This window comes from Streptomyces sp. LBL, assembly GCF_029893585.1.
GTDB lineage: Bacteria > Actinomycetota > Actinomycetes > Streptomycetales > Streptomycetaceae > Streptomyces.
Map to the genome: position 1 here is coordinate 169,788 of NZ_JARXYX010000012.1, position 20,255 is coordinate 190,042.

Here is a 20,255-nt window from a genome sequence, read left to right on the forward strand (position 1 = left end):
CCTCGACCAGGCGCCCGTCCCTCCTCCCCTGGGGGCGGGCGTCCCCCGCCCCGGCGGTTCGCCGGCCCGTCGAACGCCGGGGCGCATGCGCCGCGTTCTCCGCTCCGTGGTCCCTGGCCCGACCGCGGACGCGGGGGGCGCGGCGCTCTACCGCCGGTGGTGGCTGCCCTGGCTGTGGATGGGCCCGGCGATCGTCGGCACGACGGTCTTCGGGGTGTTCCCCTTCCTCAACACGATCCTGGTGTCCTTCACCGACGCCAAGCCGCTCGGCGGCGCGTACAACCTGGTGGGGCTGGACAACTACACCCGGCTGCTGGGGGACGCGGACTTCTGGCTGGCGACCCGCAACAGCGTCCTGTACGCGCTGATCGTGGTCCCCCTGATGGTGCTGCTCCCGCTGCTGCTGGCGGTGCTGGTGGAGAAGAACCTGCCGGGCATCGGCTTCTTCCGCTCCGCCTTCTACACGCCGGTGCTCGCCTCCAGCGTGGTCGTGGGCCTGAGCTGGCAGTGGCTGCTGAGTGACCAGGGCCTGGTCAACGTCTGGCTGGAGAAGACCCACATCATCCGGGAGGCCATCCCGTTCCTGTCCGACTCGTGGCTGATCCTGCTGTCGGCGATGGGCCTGACGATCTGGAAGGGCCTGGGCTGGTACATGATCTTCTACCTGGCCGCGCTCGGGAACGTACCTAAGGAACTCCACGAGGCGGCGGCCGTCGACGGGGCCGGCCCGGTCCGCCGGTTCTGGCACATCACGGTGCCCGGCGTCCGCCAGTCGATGATGCTGGTCGGCACCCTCACCGGCATCGGCTCACTGCGGGTCTTCACCGAGATCTACATGCTCGGCGGCGCCACCGGCGGCCCCGGCGGCGCGGACCGCACGCTCCCCTTCTACATCCGGGACGTCGGTCTCGATCCGCTCACCGGCAACGCCGGCTACGGCGCCGCGGTCAGCGTCGCCCTGTTCGCCCTGACCCTGGGCCTCACGCTGCTCGCCCAGCGACTGACCAAGGAGGACGAGTCATGACCACGGCTGTGGACAAGCCCCGGCGCCTGGTGCCGCGCTGGCGGGACTACGGCCGCCCCCGCGAACTCGTCCTGCGCTACCTGCTGTTGGTGTTCGTCCTGTTCATCACCGTCGGCCCGCTGGTGTGGCAGGTGCTGTCGTCGCTGAAGGGCCCCACCGAGGACGTCTTCGGCGCGGGCGCCTCACTGATCCCGCGCCACCCGACCCTGCGCGCCTACCGGCAGGTCTTCGACCAGGTCCCGGTGTGGACGTACATCAGGAACAGCCTGTTCGTCGCCGTCATCTCCATCGCCAGCCAGCTCGTCTTCTCCACCATGGCCGGGTACATGCTCTCCAAGCCCGGCTGGAAGGGCCGCAAGCTGGTCTGGATCGTGCTGATGGCGTCCATGATGTTCCCCTTCGAGTCGATCATGGTGTCGCTGTTCCTCAGCGTGCGGGACATGGGCCTGGTGGACAACCTGGTCGGCGTCTGGCTGCCCGGCTTCGTCGCCGCGATCAACGTCCTCATCATGCGGGCCGCGTTCCTCGCCGTGCCGCGTGAGATCGAGGACGCGGCGATGCTGGACGGGGCGGGCGAGTGGAAGCGGTTCCGGTATCTGTACCTGCCATCCGCGTACGGGGCGATCCTGGTCGTCACCATCAACACCTTCATCAGCGCCTGGGACGACTTCCTCTGGCCGCTGATCGTGCTGCGCACGGAGGACCACTTCACGCTCACGCTGGGGCTGTCCCGCCTCCAGGCCTCGTCGTTCGGCTATGACCAGCGGCTGGTGATGGCGGGTTCGGTGATCTCGGTGATTCCGGTGCTGGTGCTGTTCGTGATCACGCAGCGGTGGTTCTACCGGGGCGTGTCGTCGGGGGCCGTCAAGCTCTGAGGTCTCCGAGGTCTCCGAGGTCTCCGAGGTCTCCGAGGTCCCTGAGGTGCAGCACGACGGGTACGGCGGTGAGCGCGGCCCGGGCCGACTCGGCGACGCGGATCTCCACGGTGCCGGACCGGGCGAGTGGGCCGACGTCGGCGTCGACGCCGAGGGGCAGGGCGAGGGCCAAGGTGACCGTCCGGCGCTCGCCCGGGGCCAGGCCGACACCCTCGAACGCGCACAGTTCGAGGGTGCGCGGCCAGACGGCCGTGATCAGGCGTCGCAGATAGACCTGCACGACCGTACGCCCGTACCGGTCCCCGGTGTTGGTGACGTCGACCTCGACAGTGTGTCCCGACAGGCGTGGCTCGTCGTACGCGAAGCTGGTGTACGACAGCCCGTGCCCGAAGGAGTAGAGCGGCTCGGCGCTCTCGTCGACGTAGCCGCCGTACTCGATGTCCTTGTGGTTGTAGTAGACGGGGAGCTGTCCCACCGAACGCGGGACGGAGACCGGCAGCCGCCCGGCCGGCTCCGCGAGTCCGAGCAGCACCTCGGCGATCGCCTCGCCGCCCCACGGGCCCGGGTACCAGGCGGTGAGCAGGGCGGCCCCGGTCGCGGGTACGGCATGGGGGCGGCCCTGGACCAGTACGACCACGGTGGGGGTGCCCGTCGCGACGACGGCGTCCAGCAGGGCGTACTGCGCCGAACCGAGCCTCAGTCCCGCCAGGTCGACGCCCTCGCCGCAGGTCATCTCGGAAACGGCGGTCCGGGCCGCCCCGTTGGCGGCGAAGTCGGTGTCGGGGGTGCGGGCGCTGCTGCCGCCCAGCACCAGCACGGCCACGTCACAGGCGGTGGCCGTGGCGACCGCTTCGGGGATGCCGGAGAGGTCGTCGCCGGTGAGGGCGCAGCCGTGGACGTGGCGGACGTCGACGCCGGGCGGGGCGAGCCGGCGCAGACCGTCGAGGACACCGGTGCCGGTACCGGGCCGCTGCGGGGCGGTGTAGTCGCCCGACTGGTGGGCCGTGGTGGCGGACTGGGGCCCGAGCACGGCGATACGGGAGATGCCCGGCCCGAGGGGCAGGACACCGCCGTCGTTGTGGAGGAGGGTGACCGCGGCCCGGGCGAGCGTCGTGCTCACCTCCCTGCCGCGGGCCGGGAAGGCGGCTGTGGCGCCGTGCTGTTCGAAGAGGCCCAGCCGGAACTTGAGCCGCAGTACGCGGGCGACGGCGGTGTCGAGGGACTCCTCGCTCACCAGCCCCCGCTCGACCGCCTCCTCCAGGTGGGTGAACCCCTCGTCCCAAAGGCTCAGGTCCACCCCGGAGTTGAGGGCGAGGGCACCCGCGGAGGTCTTGTCGCCGGTGATCCGGGCCAGCCGGTCCACGGCCAGCCCGTCGGCCATGACCAGCCCGTCGAAGCCCCAGCGCTCCCGCAACAGCCCGGTGAGCAGGTCCCGGTTGCCGGCGCAGGGCATCCCGTCGACCTCGTTGTACGCGGCCATGACGGCGGCGGCTCCGGCGCGGACGCCGGCGTGGGCGGCGGGGAGGTGGATCTCGTGGAGTTCACGGGGTCCGAGCTCGGCCTCGGCCGAGTTGCGGCCGCCGACGGTGGCGCCCTGTCCGGCGAAGTGCTTGAGGACGACGGCGGCCTTGTCGGCGGCGAAGCGGTCGCCCGTGCCCTGCATTCCCTTCACCAGCGACTCGGTGAGACGGGCCGCCAGGTACGGGTCCTCGCCGAAGCACTCCTCGGTGCGGCCCCAGCGCGGGTCCCGGGCGATGTCCAGGGCGGAGACGAGAGCGACATGCCCGCCGCGGGCGCGCAGTTCGGCGGCGGCGTGGGCGGCGGCGTCCTCGTACAGCCCGGGGTCCCAGGTGGCGCCGACGGCCAGGTTGACGGGCAGGACCGTGCCGTCGAGGGCCATGTGGCCGTGCGGCACCTCCTCGACGAACAGCGCCGGGATGCCGAGCCGGCTGCGCTCGACGACATGCCGCTGCACCAGGTCGGCGAGCGCGGCGCCGTCCTGTGCGCCGGGCCCGTCGCCGTGGTCGACGCCGGACCAGGCGTCGGCGCGCTGGAGTCCGTACAGGGCGCCGAGTCCGGCGAACCGCTCGGTCTCGGCGTACAGGGCGTCGGTCAGCTCGAAGCCCCGGGAGGTGCGACGGTAGGCGTCCCAGCCGTACATCCGCTGGTTGAGCTGGCCGACCTTCTCCCGCAGCGTCATCCGGGAGAGCAGGTCACGGACGCGGGCGTCGACGGGGGCGGCGGGGTCGCGGTAGAGCGCGCCGGGGCGGTGGCTGGGCTCCGGATCGTTCAACGGGCTTCGCCACCGTGTGCGAGGAGCCGGGCGAGGGCCACTGCGCCCCGGGAGCCGTCGGCGACCCAGTCGAGGGTGGCGCCGAACGCCTTCAGGCGGGGGGTGAGGCGGGTGGTGAGCGGGCCGTCGGGACCGAGGAGGCCGCCGGTGGCGACGATCCGTTCACCGGGCCTGGGCTCCAACGCCCGGACGGTGTCGGCCAGTTGATTGGCCGCCTCGTCCAGGATCGCCTCCGCCACGGCATCCCGCTCCGCGGCCGCCTCGGCCACCAGCGGGGCGAGGCGGGCGAGCCGGATCGGGGCGTCGGCCATGACGGCGGGGAGCAGGTGCCTGCGGTAGGCCTCGCGGTGCGGCCGAGCCCAGGCGGCACCGTCGGTGGCGGTGGCGGTGGCGGTGGCGGTGGCGTACGGCAGGACCTCGCCCGGCAGGCCCAGGGCCCGTCCGACCGCCGCCGCGAGTGCCGTCGCCGGGCCCCGCCCGTCCGCCATCCGCAGCCCGGCCCGTACCGCCGACCGGCCGATCCAGAATCCGCTGCCGTCGTCGCCGAGCAGCCAGCCGTCGCCGTCGACGGTGACCGTCGCGCGCCGGTCGGCGACGCGCAGCGCGACCGCGCCGGTGCCGGCCACCAGGGCGAGACCGTCGGCCGGGGTGCCCGGCGCGGCGGCGAAGGCGGCCTCGATGTCGCTGCAGACGGTGACCGGTCCGGGCGGGACACCCAGCCGGGCCAGGGCCGCCGTGAGAGCGGACCGGGCGTTGACGTGCCCGGGGTCGTCCGGGGAGGCGGCGGTGGCGCCCGCGAAACCGCCGGCGACGGCCACCACGTTCCCGCGGGCCCGCTCCGGCACCGCCGTGGCGATGGCCTCGGCCAGGTGCGCGGTGAGCCGCGGCACCGGCACGGTCAGGGCGTTGCCCGGCCCGGCGGCACCCTCGCCGAGCGGACGGCCGTCGTGGGCGGCTGCGAGCACGACACGGGTGCGCGTGCCACCGGCGTCGAGGCCGATGACCAGATCCAGATCCTGGTTCAAATCGTTGCTCATCACTGACTATGGTGGTTGATACATTCGCGCAGGACAAGTGCGGCGCGGTACGAGTGCGACGTAGAACAAGTGCGGCGCGGTACGAGTGCGACGTAGAACAAGTGCGGCGCGGTACGAGTGCGACGCAGGACAAGTGCGGCCCGGTGGCACAAGTGCGGCGCAGGCCCGGACACGAGGAGGATCCCATCCGTACACTCCGCTTCGGCGTCAACTACACGCCCCGCCGCGGCTGGTTCCACTCCTGGCACGACTTCGACCCGGCGCACGCGCGCGAGGATCTGGAGCAGATAGCCGGGCTGGGCCTCGACCACGTCCGGGTCTTCCACCTCTGGCCGCTCCTCCAGCCGAACCGCACGTTCATCCGCCCGGCCGCCGTGGAGCAGCTGGCGCACCTCGTCGACCTGGCGGGCGAGGCCGGCCTCGACGTCCTCGTGGACGGCGTGCAGGGTCATCTGTCGAGCTTCGACTTCTACCCGGAGTGGACCCGCAGCTGGCACCACCGCAACGTGTTCACGGACCCGGAGGTGATCGAGGCGCAGGCCGAGCTGCTGCGCACCCTCGGGCACGCCCTGGCCGGCCGGCCGAACCTGCTCGGCCTCCAACTGGGCAACGAGCTCAACAACATGGTCGAGCACAACCCGGTGACGGTGGAGGAGGTCGACCACTACCTCGACACCCTGCTGGCCGCCGCCCGCGAGAGCCTGCGCCCGGGCCAGCTGGCCACCCACTCCGCGTACGACGCCGCCTGGTACGGCGACGACCACCCCTTCACCCCCGAGGCCTCGGCCCGCAAGGGCGCTCTGACCACCGTCCACCCGTGGGTGTTCTCCGGCGACTGCGCCCGCCGCTACGGTCCGCGTTCCCCGCAGGTGCTGCACCTCGCCGAGTACGGCACGGAACTGGCCGTCGCGTACGCCGAGGACCCGGCCCGGCCCGTCTGGGTCCAGGAGACCGGCGCGCCCGAGCCGCACATCCCGGCCGCCGACGCACCCGGGTTCGCGCGGGCGACCGTACGCAACGCGGCCGAGTGCACGGCTCTGTGGGGGGTGACCTGGTGGTGTTCCCACGACGTGGACCGCGCGCTGGCCGACTATCCGGAACTGGAGTACACGCTGGGCCTGTTCGACTCGGCGGGCCGCGCCAAGCCGATCGCGGACGCCCTGGCCGCCACCGTCGCCGACCTGCGCGCCGCACCGCCCGCGCCCCTCGCCCGCGAGACCGCCCTGGTCCTGGACTGCACCCCGGCCACCCGTTCCGTGTCCGGTCCGGGCGGCGCGTTCTTCGAGGAGTGGATGCGGCTGCGCACGGAGGGCGGCCGCCCTGCGGTGGTCCTGGCCGGGCGGACGGACGACGTGGAGTACCTGGCGGCGCGCGGGATCAAGGAGCTCGTACGACTGGCCTGAGGGCCTGGCCCGGTCCGCGGTCCGGAGCGGGCCCGGCGAAGCCCGGTACCGTGCCGGACTCCGGACGCCCGGACGCCCGGACGCCCGGACTCCGGACTCCGGACTCCGAACTCCCGGTGGAGCGTTCAGGCGCCGGTCAGGATCTCGGCCGTCGCCCGCAGGTTCACCCGCGCCCGTCCGTACGAGCACAGGGCGTCGCCGTCCGGCAGTCCGGTGGCCACGGGCACCGCGTCCGGACGCCTGGCCAGCAGGGCGTCCCGAAGGTGCCGCTGCCAGGGGTGCAGTCCGGCGTCGCAGGTGGCGACGATCAGCGGGGCCCCTTCCGCGAGGCGCGCGATCCCGTCGACGAGGGAGGCCGGATCCGCGGCCTCGCCGGTGACCGTCGTCCCCGTGGCCGTCGGGTCGACCGCCCGCAGCTCGCTCAGCAGGTCCTCGCCGCCCCAGTTGAGCGCCGGATGCGGCGGCGGGAACAGGTCGACGACGTGGGCGCCGCGCACGGGCTCGCCCGTCCCCTGGCCGCGGACGGCGCGGCGCGCGGCCTCCAGCCCGGCTCCCGCGTCCCACGCGGCGACGGCGGGCGCGGGGGCCGCGTACCGCGCGGCGAGCCGCCGCACCCGACCCGCGGCCTCCATCAGGCGCTCCTCGGTCAGCAGCCGGGACTGCAGCGCGTCGAGCACCGTGTCCCGGCAGGACAGGGTGACCTCCAGATCCGGTACGGCGACGATGACCTGGTCCGCTCCGGCGGCGAGCGCGATCCGCGCCCCGGCGGCCTCGCCGTACCGGTCGGCTATCGCCTTCATCTCCAGGGCGTCGGTGACCAGCACCCCGTCGAAGCCGAGGTCGGTCCGCAGCAGGTCGCCCAGGATGCGGCGGCTGAGGGTGGCCGGCCGGTCGGCGTCGAGCGCCGGGAACACGACATGGGCGCTCATCAGCATCGGTACGCCCGCGGCGACGGCGGCCCGGAAGGGGGCCAGGTCGAGTTCCTCGTACGGGCGCGGGTCGACGGCCAGTTCGTGGTGGCTGTCGGTGAGGGTGCCGCCGTGCCCGGGGAAGTGCTTGGCGCAGGAGGCGATGCCGCGGGCCTCGGTGGCGTCGATCCAGGCCCGCACATGGCGGGAGACCAACTCGGGGTCGGTGCCGAAGGCGCGGGTGCGCACGATCGGGTTGTCCGGCTGATGCTGGATGTCGGCGACGGGGGCGTAGGAGGCGGTGATGCCGAGCCCGGCCAGGTGCCCGGCGAGCGCGTCGGCGCAGCGGGCGGTCAGCGTGGGGTCGTCGACGACGCCGAGGGCGTAGGAGCCGGGGACGTCCGGTGCGCCCGCGCCGACCAGGTGGCCGATGCCGCCGCCCTCGTTGTCGATCCCCACCAGCAGGTCGGGGCGCAGGGCCCGCAGGGTGTCGGTGAGCCGGCGCACCTGCTCGGCGTCCCGCACGTTCCGGGTGAACAGGATGACCCCGCCCAGACCGCGGTCGACCAGCCGCTTCAGGGTGTCGGGGACCACGGAGGTCCCCTCGAACCCGGCGACGAGACAGCGGTGCGCGGCCTCGTCGAGGTCGACGGGAGGAGCGGCACCGAGGGTCTGCTCGAAGAGGGTCATTTCGCACATTCTTCTGGCTTGTTCAGCCGGAAGTCAACAGCTCGACGATTCGTTTATTCAGGAGACGGGCCCGGAAGCCCGCCGGTACGGCCGCCGTCGCGGCGGCTCGGACAGGCCCGCATCGCCGCGCCGCCCCCGGGGACGACTCGGACACATGACCTCCCCATGCGCCACCGGGGGCATTCCCGGCCCGCGCGTCTATTCTGAGGACGCATGGAGGGGGCTTCGGGTACGGGTGCGCCAGGGGGACCGCCGGACACCGACGGGTCGCCGCTGTCGTCCGGGTCGCCGCTGTCGTCCGGGTCGCCGCTGTCGTCCGGGTCGCCGCTGTCGTCCGGGTCGTCGCTGTCGTCCGGGTCGTTCGGGCCGTTCGTCGTCGCTCCCGCGACCTATCTGCGGGCCGCGCAGGTGCGGCTCCCGGAGGAGAGTCCCGACCCGGGCCTGCTGCCCACGATCACCCTGCTGGAGCGCGCGGCGTCGCGCGGTGCCGACCCGGGCGGGCTGCCGCTGCCGCCGGACGAGCTCCTGGCCGGGCAGTACCGGCTGATCCGCCCGCTCGGCTACGGCTGGATGGGCGAGGTCTACCTGGCGCTCGACACCAACGTCGACGACCGCGAGGTCGCCATCAAGATCCTCCACCCGGACCAGGCAGTGGCCGCCGCGGGCGCCCTGGTCCGGGAGCGGCGGGCGCTGGTCGACCTGAGCCACGGAGACATCATCCGCGTCTTCAACTACGGCCGTCATCCCGAGGTCGGCGACTTCCTCGTGCTGCAGTACGTGGACGGGCTCACCCTGGAGGAGGTACGGGCCCGGGCCCAGATGAACCCGGACGAGTTCGGCGGCAGCCGCTTCCACGAGTTCGTGCTGGCGTACGGAGTGCGCATCCTCGCCGCTCTCGGGTACCTGGACCGGCTCGGCAAGGTCTACGGCGACCTGAAACCGGACAACGTCATGCACGACGGCACCACGACGAAGATCGTCGACGTGGGCAGCGTCCGCGCGGCCGGCCGTCCCGGCCTCACCACGGACGGGTTCCGGGCCCCGACCGTCGGCCCGCACGGCCAATCCACCCGCCGGGACGACCTGTTCAGCCTCGGCGAGACCCTGCGCCGGCTGAGCGGCCTCGGCCAGTCACCGAAGGACCTGGCGGACCTGGGTTCCCTGGACACCCTCGACCAGCCGACCGGAACAGACACCGCCCCGGAACTCTCTCGTACGACGGCCCCCCCGCCGCAGGGCCTCGGTCTCCTCTCGCTCGCCCGCGTCCTGCACCGCGCGACCCGCGGCGAGGGCGCCGAGCGCTTCGCCACCGCACGCGAGATGGAGGAGCAACTGCGCGGCGTCTTCAGGGAGTTGCGTTCCCTCCGCACCGGTATGGAGACTTTCGAGCCGTCGCCGCTGTTCCTCCAGTCGCCGTACGCCCTCGACGGTGAGCTCGGCTCCGCCCCACCCCTGACCCGCTGGGCCGCGCCGGACGCGCCGGTGGCCTACGCACCGCCGTCGCCCGCCGAGGTCGCGCAACGACTGCCCGTCCCCCGGCCCGACCCGCACGACGCCCGCCACGCCGAGGTGAGCCGGCTCGCCGACGCCGCTCCGGAGGCGCTGCTCCAGCACACCGCGGACTGGCCGGAGTCCCCCGAGGTCCATCTGCTGCGCTGCCGCGTACGGTTGCGGGTGCCCGGCGGCCGGACCGAGGGCGTGGAACGGGAGTTGAGGTCCGCCGAGGCGCTGATCGGCCCCGAGCGCGCCCCGTACGACTGGCGGCTGGAGTGGCACCGCGGGCTGCTCGCGCTCGGCCGCGGCCACGTGGACACCGCACGGCGGCACTTCGACCGGGTGTACGCGGCGATCCCGGGTGAGTACGCGCCCAAGCTCGCGCTCGGCTACTGCGCCGAACGCCTCGGCCGCTGGCAGGAGGCAGGGACCTTCTACGAGGCGGTCCGGCTGCGCAACCCGTCCCTGGGCAGCGCCGCGTTCGGCGCGGTGCGGGCCCGCCTCGCCCTGGGCGGCGAACACGCGCGGGACGAAACCGTACGGGTGCTGGACGCCGTACCGCAGCACTCACGGCATCGAACTGCCGCCCGCACGGCCGCCGTTCGGGTCGGAGTCGAGCATGTGCGGACCGCCGGGCGCCCCGCGGAGGCGGCCGAGCGGCTGAGCGAGGTGCTGGAGCGGCTGACCCGGCTCTTCCACGCGCACGGGCTGACGGACGAGGAGGCCAGGGTCCGGATGACGGCGGAGGTGTGGGAGGCCGTACGGGGTGCGCTCGCCCGGGGTCTCCTCGACGCGCCGGGCCTGGCCGCACTGGCCGCGGGCGCAGGCAGGCGGCTCGGTCTGCCGTCCGACGAACCGGGGCTGCGCAGGGAGCTGTCCCGCCGCTACGTCGCCCTCGCGCACCAGGCCGCCCGGTCCGCGGCCCCCGAGGACGCGGCCGTCGCCGAGATCCTGCTCGACCGTGCCTACGAGGTACGCCCGCTCGCCTTCCGACACCACAGGGACAGCCCATGGCTCGGAACGAGACTCACCACCTGGCTCCGGACGATCGCCCACCCACCGTCGCCGAGCGACCGCGCCAGGGCGGTCCTGCCGCCGGGCGACAGTGCCGGGACGGTCCTGCCGCCAGGCGACCGCGCGGGGAGGGTCCGCGAGTGACCCGGATCGGACGGCCGCGGCAACCGGAGGCCGGCCCCTCGCCCGCCTTACGCCTGCCGCGCAGCGCCCGGGCCTCGGGCGCGGGGGCCCGGGCCCGGGCGCTGCGCGCGGTCGCCGTCGAACTCGCCCGCCGCGTGCGGCGTTACGCATGGCCGACGGCGGCCGGCACCCCCAACCGCGTCTTCCTGCGCGATCGGCTGGTCGCACTGCCGCTGCTCGCCGTCGTGGGGTTCGGCGCGTTCGGCTGGGCCTACGCCGGCGTCCGGGACGACTCGGTGTACCTACGGGACCGGCTGGCGCCCGCTCTGGTCGGGCTCGCGGACGCCAGGGCCTCGCTGTTCATCGCCCAGGGCGAGGCCGAGGAGAACCTGGCCGAGGGCCGGGCGGCGGAGATCGGCGGGCTCAGCGAGCGCTACCGGACCCGGGTCGCGCGGGCCACGCAGAGCCTGAACCAGGTCACCCGCAGCGGGGCGCTGACCGTGGCCGAGGAGCAGGAGCTGCGGGTGGTGTCCGCGCTGGTCGTGGACTACACGGGCTGGATCGGCCGGGCCCAGGCGCACGCCAGGGACCCGCTCCTGCGGAAGGCCGAGCTGACGTACGCGCGCAGCATGCTCTGCTCGGCCCCGGTCGCCGCGCCGGAGAGCGGCGGCCGATACCCGTCGTGCCCGCCGTCGACCGGCTCGGGGGCGACCGCGATCGTGGACCGGGTCTCCGGTCTGGAACGGCAGCTGCGGGAACGGCTCGCCGAGCGGGCGGGCTGGGGCTCGGGCGTGCTCGCCGCGGCCGTGGTCTGCGGGCTCGCCCTGGCGCTGTTCGCCGTCGGCCTCGGGCGGACCGTGGTCTTCCTGCGCCGCCGCTTCCGGATCCGGCTCAGCCTCCCGCTGGCGGCGGCCGCCCTCCCGCTGCTCGCCGTCCCGCTGCTCACGGCCGACGCGCTGCTCGCGCAGCACGCGCAGCGGGAGACCCTCCCCCTGGCGGACACGCTCGCCGAGGCCACCTCGCCCGAGACGGAGACGGTCGCCGAGGAACACCCCTTCGGCGCCCCCGTCCCCCAGGCCGTCGAGACGCTGACCGGCCGCATCGACGGCTCTCTCGCCGCCGGGCGGCTCCCCTTCCTGGACGGGACCGCCCCGTTCGTGTTCCCGGTCGGCCTGGCCGCCGCCGGCCTGATCGGCGGCGCCCTGCACGCATACCGCCGGGAGTACCTCGTGGTGACCCGACGGGGAGCCGCCGCATGAGTCGAGTCCCGCGGCGGCTGCTGCGCACCCTCCTCACGGCGGCCTGTCTGCTCGCCCTCGCCCCCGGCTGCGGTACGTCCGCCCCCGCGCCCCTCGTCGTGCTGGGCCCGTGGACCGGTGCGGAGGGCGACGCCTTCGAAGCGGCCCTGGAGCGGCTCGACGACGGGACGGGACGGACGTACACCTACGAGGGCACCAGCTCGCTCCGCGAGACGCTCGTCTCGCAGTTGGAGGCCGGCGACCCGCCGGACGTGGCGATCCTCAACAGCATGGGCGAACTCACCGAGTACGCCCGCCGCGGCCGGCTCAGGCCCCTCGCCGAGGAGACGGCCGAGCGCGCGTCCCCGCCGTGGGCGCAGACCCTGCTCGTGGACGGCAGGCGCCGTACGTACTGGGTGCCGCTGAAAGTCGACCTGAAGAGCCTGGTGTGGAGCCGGAAGGGCGCCTCGGACGACGATCCGGCCTGGTGCGTGGGCCTGGCCTCGCAGGCCACCTCGGGCTGGCCCGGCACCGACTGGATCGAGGACATCCTGCTCCACCAGGCCGGCCCGGCGCTGTACACGGAGTGGGCCACGAGCCGGCTCAGCTGGCGCGATCCGGCCGTCCACCGGGCCTGGACGACCTGGTCCCGGCTGCTCGGCAAGCGCTCCCCCGCGTCGGTCGAACGCTCCCTCACCACGTCGTACGAGGGCACCGCGGGCCCCCACGGCCGCCCCCGCGGCCTGCTCGGCTCCCCCGGTCCCGCCTGCACGCACGAGCACCAGAGCGCCTTCATCCGATACGTCTACGCGGGCACCGGCATCGGCGTGGAACCGTCGGCCCCCTTCCTGGAGGGGCGGGCCGAGTACCGCGGCGCCTACGAGGTGTCCGGCGACATGGCCGCCGTCTTCAGTGACGACCCGGCCGCCCAGGAACTGGTGGAGCGGCTGTCGAACCCGCACGGGCGGGCCCTCTGGCGGGCGAAGGCGGACCCGGCGGTGCGCCCGCTGTTCCCGAGCAGCACGGGGCCCACGCCCACGAACCCCACCGAGCGGACGATCGACACCCTGCTCACCTCGGGCGCCCGCACCCTCTGCTTCGACGCCTCGGACGCCATGCCGCCCGAACTGCGGGACGCCTTCCACCGCGCGGTCCTCGAGTTCTTCCGGGACCCCGCCGAGCAGCATCTCGACTCGCTGCTGCGGCAGTTGGAGACGGTACGCGCCCAGGTGACCGATCAGTCCCCCGCCGACCGCTCGTTCCGGCCACCGGAGGACCTGTGCGCGAGCCCGGGCGGGTGAGCGGAGCGGCGGTTCGAGCGCGTGCCGTCGTTCAGGGGGCCGTCGCTCGGTGACCGGTCGCTCGGTGACCGGTCGTTCAGTGACCCCGTCCCGCGCCGCCCGGCCGGCTCGGTGCCGCCGCCCAGGTGATCCGCCAGACAGGCGAGGTAGAGGGCCATGGTGGTGCGGTGTTCCCGCAGCGGACGGCCGGTGAGCTGCTCGATCTTGTGCATCCGGTAGACGACCGTGTTGCGGTGGATGTGCAGGGCGGCGGAGGCCCGGACCAGGTTGAAGCCGCTCTCGCACCAGGCGGTGATCGTGTCCCGCAGCACCGGCCAGTCCGGCTGGGCCCGCAGGTCCGCGGCGGTGAGGTCGAGCAGCCGGTTGCGGGCGGACTGGCTCGCCGCCGCCAGGACCTGGTGGACCCGCAGATCGGTGACCAGGTGGACGGGTGAGCCGTCCGTGAGCCGGGCGCCCAGGCGGAGCGCGTCGCACGCGTCCTGGTAGGAGTCGTGCAGACCGCCCGCGGTGGCGGCCGGCTCGCCGATTCCGGCCCGGGCGGCGAGGCCGTCCTGCGCCGCGATGACGTCGATGACCCGCCGGCAGCCGGCGACCAGGGAGGCCGTGGGGCCCCGGGCCGGGAGCCGGTGCAGGACGCCGATCCAGCCGGGGGCGGTGCCGGCCACGATGTCCTGGGGGTCGGCGAACACGTCGCGGACCGTGCGCAGCAGTTCCGAACGGACCAGTGCCATGTCCCGGGTGGGGGTGCCCTGGCGTCGGGCGGCCGCGTCGGGCACGGTCACCTCGAACGCCACCGCGACCCGGCGCAGCCTCAGGTCGAAGCCGAGTTCCGCGGCCCGGTACCCGAGGAAGTCACCCTCGACGACCTGGGGGTCGTACGAGGCGATGTCGGCGAGCAGCGTCTCGGTCGCCCGTTCCGCGAGCAGCCGGGAGCGCAGCATCACCGACTCCCGCAGCAGAATCTCCGTCTGGCGTTTCACCAGCAGTCCGAAGCGGCGTACCTGGGCGGGCGTGCCGGTGATGCCGACGGTTCCCACCGCCTGCCCGCCGGTGACCAGCGGCAGGGTCACCCCGGGGCGCACCCCGCGCAGCTCCTGCGCCTGCGAGGCGCTGTGCGTGGCGGGCTCCTTGCTGCGCACGACCTCGACGGACGCCTCGTGGAAGGTGCCGACCCGGCTGCTGTCACCGCTGCCGATGACCACACCCTCCGCGTCGGTGATCAGCACGTTGAAGCCGATGACGGCGGAGGTGTCCGAGGCGATCTCCTGGGCGAGCGAGGGACTCAGCACGGGCGTTCCTCCCGTCGCGGGACCTGCCGGGACTGGACGCACCGTACAGGAGATCGAGCGATTTCGGCCATAACTTCGTACGAAGTGACCGGTGACGCGCGACGGGCTGAAACCTACCGTATGGGCACATCATCTCCCTCCCCCTCACTTCCCCGCCGGGGGCACAGCGCAGTGAACGGCGGGTTCCTCCAGTGCCCGAGCGGAAGGCCCATACCGATGATCCGTACGCGCTCTCTCGCCGTCTCCCTGTCCGCCCTGCTGACGTTGTCCACCGTCGCCGCCTGTGGCTCCGGGGGCGACGACGCTCCGAAGAACGTCTCCGCGAAGGCCGCCTCGCTGGGCACGCTCACGCCCGGCGTCCTCAAGGTCGCCGTCGAGCCGTACGCGCCCTACACCAGCGTGCAGGGCGGCAAGATCGTCGGACTGGACGGCGACATCCTCGCCTCCGTGGCCAAGAAGCTGGGCCTCCAGATCAAGCCACAGGTCACCGACTTCGCCGGCATGCTCGCCGGAGTGCAGTCCCACCGGGTGGACATCACCATCGGCGGTGTCGCCTGGTCCGCGGACCGGCAGAAACAGGGCCTGTTCACGGACCCGCCCTACTACTCGCCGCCCGCGATGGCCGTGCGCGACGGGAAGACGTACAAGACGGTCGACGACCTGTTGGGCCTGAACCTGGGCACGGTCGAGGGCTATGTCTGGGTCAAGTCGATCCAGTCCGTGCCCGGCGCCAAGCTGCACGCCTACCCGGACGCCAACGGGGTCTTCGACGATCTCGGCGCGGGCCGCGTCGACGTCGGCTTCCTCGACCCGCTGATCATCATCGCGGCACAGAAACAGCGCCCCGACCTGAAGATCGCCACGCAGTACCTGACACCGCCGACCGCCGCCGAGGTCAAGGCCAAACCCTCGTACCAGTACTTCCAGCAGTACCAGACCGGCTTCTACCTCCCCAAGCAGGCCACCGGGCTGGAGAAGGCGATCTCCGCGCGGATCGACGCCATGTACACCGACGGCGAGATGGCCAAGCTCGTCAAGAAGTACGGCGGTGACCCGGAGCAGTTCCTCAAGCCCGCCGCCGGCATCGCCACCGCCCGCCGCGGCGTGGACCGGCCCGACGACTGGACACCGCCGTCCGTCGGTCGGTCCGGCCAGTGAGGGGATGACATGTCCGCTCTCTTCCAGGTCCCCTGGTCCGACTACCGGTCGGACCTGCTCGACGCGCTGGTGCGCACCGTCTCGTACACGGCGGTCAGCTTCGTCGGCGCGGTGGCGCTCGGTCTGGCGGTGGCGCTGCTGCGGCTGAGCAAGGCCTGGCCCGCGCGGGCCGTGGCCGCCGTCTACACCGAGGTGTTCAAGAACGTCCCGCTGCTGGCCATCATCTTCCTGACCTACTTCGGTCTGGCCTCGGCCGGGATCCGGCTGGACGTGTTCACGGCCGGCTGCCTCAGCCTCGTCGTCTTCTACGCGGCCTACCTCTCAGAGATCTTCCGCTCCGCGATCGGCGGGGTGCACGCCGGACAGACGGAGGCGGGCGAGGCCCTGGGACTGAGCAAGGCCGGCATCTTCGGCCAGGTCGTCCTGCCCCAGGCGGTCCGTCAGGCGCTGCCCGGCACCAACACCATGCTGGTCGACCTGCTGAAGTCCACCTCCCTGCTCGTCACGGTCTCCGCGGCGGAGCTGATGTCCGAGGGGCGGCTCATCACCTCGGCCACCTTCCGGGCGCTGGAGGTGTACCTGGTCATCTCCGCCCTGTACTTCGCCCTGTGCTACCCGCTCTCCCAGCTCCTTCTGCTGCTCGAGCGGAAGGTGCGGGCCGGCGTCCCCCTGTCGCCGTGGCGGCGGCGTCGGGTGCGGGCCGCCCGGGCCCTGCTCGCCGCCGACCTCGGCATCGTCCGCGGCACCGACCTCCACAGCGACCGCGGAACCGACCTCAACCGGAAGGAGACGGCCGCATGACCGAGCCCGTCACCACGGCGAAGACCGTCCCACCGGCCCGCGCCGAGGCGGTCGTACGGATCGAGGGCCTGAGCAAGTCCTTCGACGGACGGCTGGTTCTCGACGAGGTGAACCTGGAGGTCGGCCGGGGCCGCATCGTGAGCGTCATCGGGCAGAGCGGTGGCGGCAAGACGACCCTGATGCGCTGCGTCAACCTGCTGGAACGCCCCGACCGGGGCACGGTCGAGGTGGCCGGCGACGTGGTGCACCGCGGCGGCCGGACGGTCTGCCGTGACCTGCCGCGGCTGCGTCGCACCGTCGGCATGGTCTTCCAGCGGTTCCATCTGTTCCCGCACCTCACCGCGGTGGAGAACGTCGTCCTCGCCCAGCGCCGGGCGGGCATCCCGGAGCAGGAGGCGCTGGAGCGTGCCGTCGCGCTGCTGCGCCGGGTCGGCGTGGCCCACCGCGGCCTCGCCCAGCCCGAGCAGTTGTCCGGCGGTGAACAGCAGCGCGTCGCCATCGCCCGGGCCCTCGCGCTCCGGCCCGAGGTACTGCTCTTCGACGAACCCACCTCCTCCCTGGACCCGGAGGCCACCCGGGAGGTGCTGAGCGTGATGCGCGAACTGGCCGCGGACGGCATGACGATGCTGCTGGTCACCCATGAACTCCCGTTCGCCCGCGAGGTGTCCGATCATGTCGTGTTCGTCGACGGCGGCCGGATCGTGGAGGAGGGCGGTCCCCGGGAGGTCCTCGACCACCCGGCCCGGGCCCGCACCCGGGAGTTCCTCGCCGCGTACGGATCCCCGTCGTGACCGCCGCACTCGGCACCCCCGCACTCGGCAGCGGTGACCCGGTGGTGGTGGTCGGCGGCGGGGTCGTCGGGCTGTGCACGGCGTACTACCTGGCCGCGGCCGGGCTGCCCGTCGAGGTCGTCGAACGGCGCGGCCTGGGCTCCGGGGCCTCCCGGGGCAACGCGGGCTGGGTCTGCCTCAGCCATTCGACGCCCGTCCCGGCCCCCGGCGTGGTGCGCTTCGCGCTCCGCTCGCTGGGCCGCCCGGACTCGCCGCTGTACCTGCGCCCCCTCCCCGACCCCGCGTTCGTACGGTGGTTGTGGCGGTTCTGGCGCAGCAGCACCCCGGACGCCTTCCGGCGCGGATACACGGCGATCGCCGAGTTGAACCGCACCACCTTCGACCTCTTCGACGGCCTGCGCGCGGCCGGCGTCGAGACGACCCTGACCCGGCCCGGCATGGTGCACGCCTTCCTCTCCGCGGCCGAGGCCCGTCGCCACCTCGCCGTCCAGCGGGAGATGGCGGACGGCCGCTATCCGCTGCCCGACGCCGTCACCACCGGCGACGACGCCCGGCTGCTGGACGACGCGTTGTCGAGCGGGGTACGCGCCGCGTACCTGGTCGCGGGAGAGGGCGTGGTGGACCCGGAGGCCTTCGCCCAGGGGCTCGGCGAGGCGCTCACCGCGTCGGGGGTGAAGGTCCACGAGCATGCCGAAGTCACCGGGTTCCGGTCCCCGGCCGGACGCGTCACCGGGTTGCGCACCACCCAGGGCGACATTCCCTGCGCGGCCGTCGTCATCGCCGCCGGGATGCGCTCCTCGCGCCTGCTGAGCGACCTCGGACAGCCGCTGCCGCTCCAGGCGGGCAAGGGCTACAGCTTCTCGGTCGACCTGGACCCGGCCCCCCGGCACACCCTGTACTTCGGGGAGCGCCGGGCCGTCGCCTCACCGATCGGCACCACCACGCGGATCGGCGGCACGATGGAACTCAGCGGCAACAACAACCGACTCGACTGGCGCCGGGTCGTCGCCGTCGCCCTCGCCAGCCGGCACTACCTGGGCCCCTGGTTCGACGATCCGGACGACCTGGTCACCCTGATCCGCGACCCCTGGGTCGGCGGCCGGCCCTTCCTCCCCGACGGGCTCCCGGTCATCGACCGTGTACCGGGCCACGACAACGCCTTCGCGGCCACCGGCCACGGCATGCTGGGCGTCACCCTGGGCCCGGTCACCGGCCACCGACTCGCCGAGTTCATCCGCACCGGCCGCCGACCCGAGGCCCTCGGCCCCTTCCGTTTCGGCCGGCTGCGCGGCTGAGCTCAGTCGTAGGTCGTAGAAGGACGGCAATCCGCACCCCCTTCAACCCCATGAGCCCCATCAATCGCTCCGACGCGCACCGACCTCATGCGGCAAACCACCGTCAGACAGCAACCACATGCACGTCCGGCGGAGCCAACACCGTCAGGTACGCGCGCATGTCGTCCGGGTCGCTGGTGAAGATGACCGCGCTGCCGTGCCGGGCGGCGGCGAGGGCCACCCAGGCGTCGACGGCGTCCGGCCGCTTCTTCGTCGGGAGGGCCGCCTGCCCCAGCGCCGTGCCGATGCGCCGCCAGTCGACCAGGTCCGGGCCCGTGGCGCAGGCCAGGCACTCCGGGCGGCCCGCCTTCGTCTCCCGCATCGGCGGCTCGGACGTACGGGCCTGACGGACGGTGCAGTCCTTGAGCGCCCCGGACAGGGAGTGCACCAGCGCCGGACGGGGGCGCCACACCTGGGCAAGAACCGGGCCAAGCACCAACGCTCGGTGCGGGGCCGCCCGCAGTCCTTCATGGAGCGCCATCGCCTTCGCCTTGCGATCGGCGAGCGCGATGAGCATGCCACTGTCATAGACCGGCACTCGAGCGCTCACGCGGCATGCCCCGGCCGCCGGCTCTGCCGGTCCCGGCCGTGAACGAGCCCGAGGGCCTCCTCGACCTCGCAGCGCTCCTGCTCCGTCAGCTCCACCGACGCCGCGGCGGGCTCTTCGGGCAGATCGACCGCTTCCCGCTCCGCCCGGACGATCAGCGCATCCACCCCGGCGAACTGTTCCTCTATGGCGTCACTCTCAGCCATCTGGCGCGTCGCCGCATGCACCAGGTACGCCGAGACATCCATGCCCGACCGCTCCGCGTGCTGTCTGATGCGCTCGGCCTGCGCCTGATCCAGGCTGATGCTGATCCGGGTCTTCGCCATACAACAACCGTATGACGCGTATTACGGAGGCGCAAGCGGCGATACCCTACGCTCCCGGTCTGCGGTCCGCCGCGGTGGCCGCGACGGTGGCGCCGTATCTCCGGACACCCTGACGCACCCGGGTCCGGTGAAACGTGATGACGCCCGCACAGAACTCCCTGTGCGGGCATCATCCGGTCCGTCGTCAGCTGGTTCCGGTCAGTTCTCGTCCGTCGTCAGCCGCAACGAGATCGAGTTGATGCAGTACCGCTGATCCGTCGGCGTCGGATACCCCTCGCCCTCGAAGACATGCCCGAGATGCGACCCGCACCGGGCGCACCGCACCTCGGTCCGCACCATCCCGTGGGCCCGGTCCTCGACCAGCTCGACCGCGTCGGTGTCCTTCGGATCGTAGAAGGACGGCCAGCCGCAGTGGGACTCGAACTTTGTGGTGGAGGTGAACAGTTCGGCGCCGCAGGCACGACAGGAGTAGACGCCCGTCGTTTTGGTGTCCGTGTACTCACCGGTGAAGGCCGGTTCGGTCGCCGCCTGGCGAAGCACTGCGTATTCGGACGGAGTCAGTTCCGCGCGCCACTGCTCGTCCGGCTTGTCGACGTCGTACGACATGAA

At 73.2% G+C, this 20,255-nt stretch carries 17 protein-coding genes; 10 read left to right on the top strand and 7 right to left on the bottom strand.

Annotated features, from left to right (window positions below; all coding sequences use genetic code 11):
• The first annotated feature begins 85 nt into the window (after window positions 1-85).
• Both M2271_RS17010 and M2271_RS17015 read left to right on the top strand, forming a co-directional pair.
• Window positions 86-1,024 carry a sugar ABC transporter permease gene (locus M2271_RS17010; protein ID WP_280888116.1) on the top strand — a complete coding sequence of 313 codons (939 nt, stop codon included), beginning with the start codon at window positions 86-88 and terminating at the stop codon, window positions 1,022-1,024.
• A complete protein-coding gene (locus tag M2271_RS17015) occupies window positions 1,021-1,899 on the top strand; it encodes a carbohydrate ABC transporter permease (protein ID WP_280888071.1) in 879 nt (292 codons plus the stop codon). The genes M2271_RS17010 and M2271_RS17015 overlap by 4 nt, the downstream gene beginning before the upstream one ends.
• On the opposite strand, the gene M2271_RS17020 is transcribed toward M2271_RS17015, so the two are convergent.
• Window positions 1,889-4,099, bottom strand: a complete 2,211-nt coding sequence (locus M2271_RS17020) for a glycoside hydrolase family 3 N-terminal domain-containing protein (RefSeq protein WP_280888117.1) — start codon at window positions 4,097-4,099, stop codon at window positions 1,889-1,891. The genes M2271_RS17015 and M2271_RS17020 overlap by 11 nt on opposite strands.
• An 89-nt stretch (window positions 4,100-4,188) precedes the next feature.
• A complete protein-coding gene (locus tag M2271_RS17025; RefSeq protein ID WP_280888072.1) occupies window positions 4,189-5,229 on the bottom strand; it encodes a BadF/BadG/BcrA/BcrD ATPase family protein in 1,041 nt (346 codons plus the stop codon).
• 152 nt (window positions 5,230-5,381) lie between these two features.
• Between M2271_RS17025 and M2271_RS17030 the strand changes: the two genes are divergently transcribed.
• Complete coding sequence (locus tag M2271_RS17030) at window positions 5,382-6,632, top strand: cellulase family glycosylhydrolase (protein WP_280888073.1); 1,251 nt, start codon at window positions 5,382-5,384, stop codon at window positions 6,630-6,632.
• 125 nt (window positions 6,633-6,757) lie between these two features.
• Here the strand turns inward: M2271_RS17030 and M2271_RS17035 are convergent, their stop codons facing one another.
• Entirely contained in the window at window positions 6,758-8,230 is a 1,473-nt protein-coding gene (locus M2271_RS17035) for a glycoside hydrolase family 3 N-terminal domain-containing protein (RefSeq protein WP_280888074.1), read from the bottom strand.
• Between the two features lie 213 nt (window positions 8,231-8,443).
• Between M2271_RS17035 and M2271_RS17040 the strand changes: the two genes are divergently transcribed.
• The 3 genes from M2271_RS17040 to M2271_RS17050 are packed head-to-tail and all read left to right on the top strand — an operon-like array spanning window position 8,444 to window position 13,400.
• Entirely contained in the window at window positions 8,444-10,882 is a 2,439-nt protein-coding gene (locus M2271_RS17040) for a serine/threonine protein kinase (protein WP_280888075.1), read from the top strand.
• On the top strand, window positions 10,879-12,120 hold the full coding sequence (locus tag M2271_RS17045; RefSeq protein WP_280888076.1) for a hypothetical protein: 1,242 nt from the start codon (window positions 10,879-10,881) through the stop codon (window positions 12,118-12,120). The genes M2271_RS17040 and M2271_RS17045 overlap by 4 nt, the downstream gene beginning before the upstream one ends.
• Window positions 12,117-13,400, top strand: coding sequence for an extracellular solute-binding protein (locus M2271_RS17050; protein ID WP_280888077.1), 1,284 nt, complete (start codon window positions 12,117-12,119; stop codon window positions 13,398-13,400). Before M2271_RS17045 ends, M2271_RS17050 begins: the two co-directional genes overlap by 4 nt.
• Here M2271_RS17050 and M2271_RS17055 read toward each other — a convergent pair.
• Complete coding sequence (locus M2271_RS17055; RefSeq protein ID WP_280888078.1) at window positions 13,337-14,689, bottom strand: sugar diacid recognition domain-containing protein; 1,353 nt, start codon at window positions 14,687-14,689, stop codon at window positions 13,337-13,339. The two genes, M2271_RS17050 and M2271_RS17055, sit on opposite strands and share 64 nt — an antisense overlap.
• A gap of 216 nt (window positions 14,690-14,905) precedes the next feature.
• On the opposite strand from M2271_RS17055, the gene M2271_RS17060 reads away from it, so the two are divergent.
• From M2271_RS17060 to M2271_RS17075, 4 genes are read left to right on the top strand one after another with little or no spacing between them, the layout of a single operon-like run.
• On the top strand, window positions 14,906-15,847 hold the full coding sequence (locus tag M2271_RS17060; protein WP_280888079.1) for a transporter substrate-binding domain-containing protein: 942 nt from the start codon (window positions 14,906-14,908) through the stop codon (window positions 15,845-15,847).
• A 9-nt stretch (window positions 15,848-15,856) separates the two neighbouring features.
• Complete coding sequence (locus M2271_RS17065; protein ID WP_280888080.1) at window positions 15,857-16,648, top strand: amino acid ABC transporter permease; 792 nt, start codon at window positions 15,857-15,859, stop codon at window positions 16,646-16,648.
• Window positions 16,645-17,439 (top strand): amino acid ABC transporter ATP-binding protein, encoded by a 795-nt coding sequence (locus tag M2271_RS17070; protein WP_280888081.1) that lies wholly within the window; start codon window positions 16,645-16,647, stop codon window positions 17,437-17,439. The genes M2271_RS17065 and M2271_RS17070 overlap by 4 nt, the downstream gene beginning before the upstream one ends.
• Window positions 17,436-18,734 carry an FAD-dependent oxidoreductase gene (locus M2271_RS17075; RefSeq protein ID WP_280888082.1) on the top strand — a complete coding sequence of 433 codons (1,299 nt, stop codon included), beginning with the start codon at window positions 17,436-17,438 and terminating at the stop codon, window positions 18,732-18,734. Before M2271_RS17070 ends, M2271_RS17075 begins: the two co-directional genes overlap by 4 nt.
• Before the next feature lie 103 nt (window positions 18,735-18,837).
• Here the strand turns inward: M2271_RS17075 and M2271_RS17080 are convergent, their stop codons facing one another.
• The 3 genes from M2271_RS17080 to msrB form a co-directional block, all read right to left on the bottom strand.
• Window positions 18,838-19,290 (bottom strand): hypothetical protein, encoded by a 453-nt coding sequence (locus tag M2271_RS17080; RefSeq protein WP_280888083.1) that lies wholly within the window; start codon window positions 19,288-19,290, stop codon window positions 18,838-18,840.
• A 29-nt stretch (window positions 19,291-19,319) separates the two neighbouring features.
• The gene (locus M2271_RS17085; protein WP_280888084.1) at window positions 19,320-19,646 is read right to left on the bottom strand and encodes a ribbon-helix-helix protein, CopG family; all 327 of its coding nucleotides are present in this window, start codon (window positions 19,644-19,646) and stop codon (window positions 19,320-19,322) included.
• A gap of 198 nt (window positions 19,647-19,844) precedes the next feature.
• Window positions 19,845-20,252: a peptide-methionine (R)-S-oxide reductase MsrB gene (msrB, locus tag M2271_RS17090; protein ID WP_280888085.1), complete on the bottom strand. Its 408-nt coding sequence runs from the start codon at window positions 20,250-20,252 to the stop codon at window positions 19,845-19,847.
• Window positions 20,253-20,255: the final 3 nt, after the last annotated feature.

Coding starts and splice junctions, on each gene's coding strand:
- M2271_RS17010 (WP_280888116.1), top strand. CDS start 86: ATGCGCCGCGTTCTCCGCTCCGTGGTCCCTGGCCCGACCGCGGACGCG.
- M2271_RS17015 (WP_280888071.1), top strand. CDS start 1,021: ATGACCACGGCTGTGGACAAGCCCCGGCGCCTGGTGCCGCGCTGGCGG.
- M2271_RS17020 (WP_280888117.1), bottom strand. CDS start 4,099: ATGACGCTGCGGGAGAAGGTCGGCCAGCTCAACCAGCGGATGTACGGC.
- M2271_RS17025 (WP_280888072.1), bottom strand. CDS start 5,229: ATGAGCAACGATTTGAACCAGGATCTGGATCTGGTCATCGGCCTCGAC.
- M2271_RS17035 (WP_280888074.1), bottom strand. CDS start 8,230: ATGACCCTCTTCGAGCAGACCCTCGGTGCCGCTCCTCCCGTCGACCTC.
- M2271_RS17040 (WP_280888075.1), top strand. CDS start 8,444: ATGGAGGGGGCTTCGGGTACGGGTGCGCCAGGGGGACCGCCGGACACC.
- M2271_RS17050 (WP_280888077.1), top strand. CDS start 12,117: ATGAGTCGAGTCCCGCGGCGGCTGCTGCGCACCCTCCTCACGGCGGCC.
- M2271_RS17060 (WP_280888079.1), top strand. CDS start 14,906: ATGATCCGTACGCGCTCTCTCGCCGTCTCCCTGTCCGCCCTGCTGACG.
- M2271_RS17065 (WP_280888080.1), top strand. CDS start 15,857: ATGTCCGCTCTCTTCCAGGTCCCCTGGTCCGACTACCGGTCGGACCTG.
- M2271_RS17070 (WP_280888081.1), top strand. CDS start 16,645: ATGACCGAGCCCGTCACCACGGCGAAGACCGTCCCACCGGCCCGCGCC.
- M2271_RS17080 (WP_280888083.1), bottom strand. CDS start 19,290: ATGCTCATCGCGCTCGCCGATCGCAAGGCGAAGGCGATGGCGCTCCAT.
- M2271_RS17085 (WP_280888084.1), bottom strand. CDS start 19,646: ATGGCGAAGACCCGGATCAGCATCAGCCTGGATCAGGCGCAGGCCGAG.
- msrB (WP_280888085.1), bottom strand. CDS start 20,252: ATGTCGTACGACGTCGACAAGCCGGACGAGCAGTGGCGCGCGGAACTG.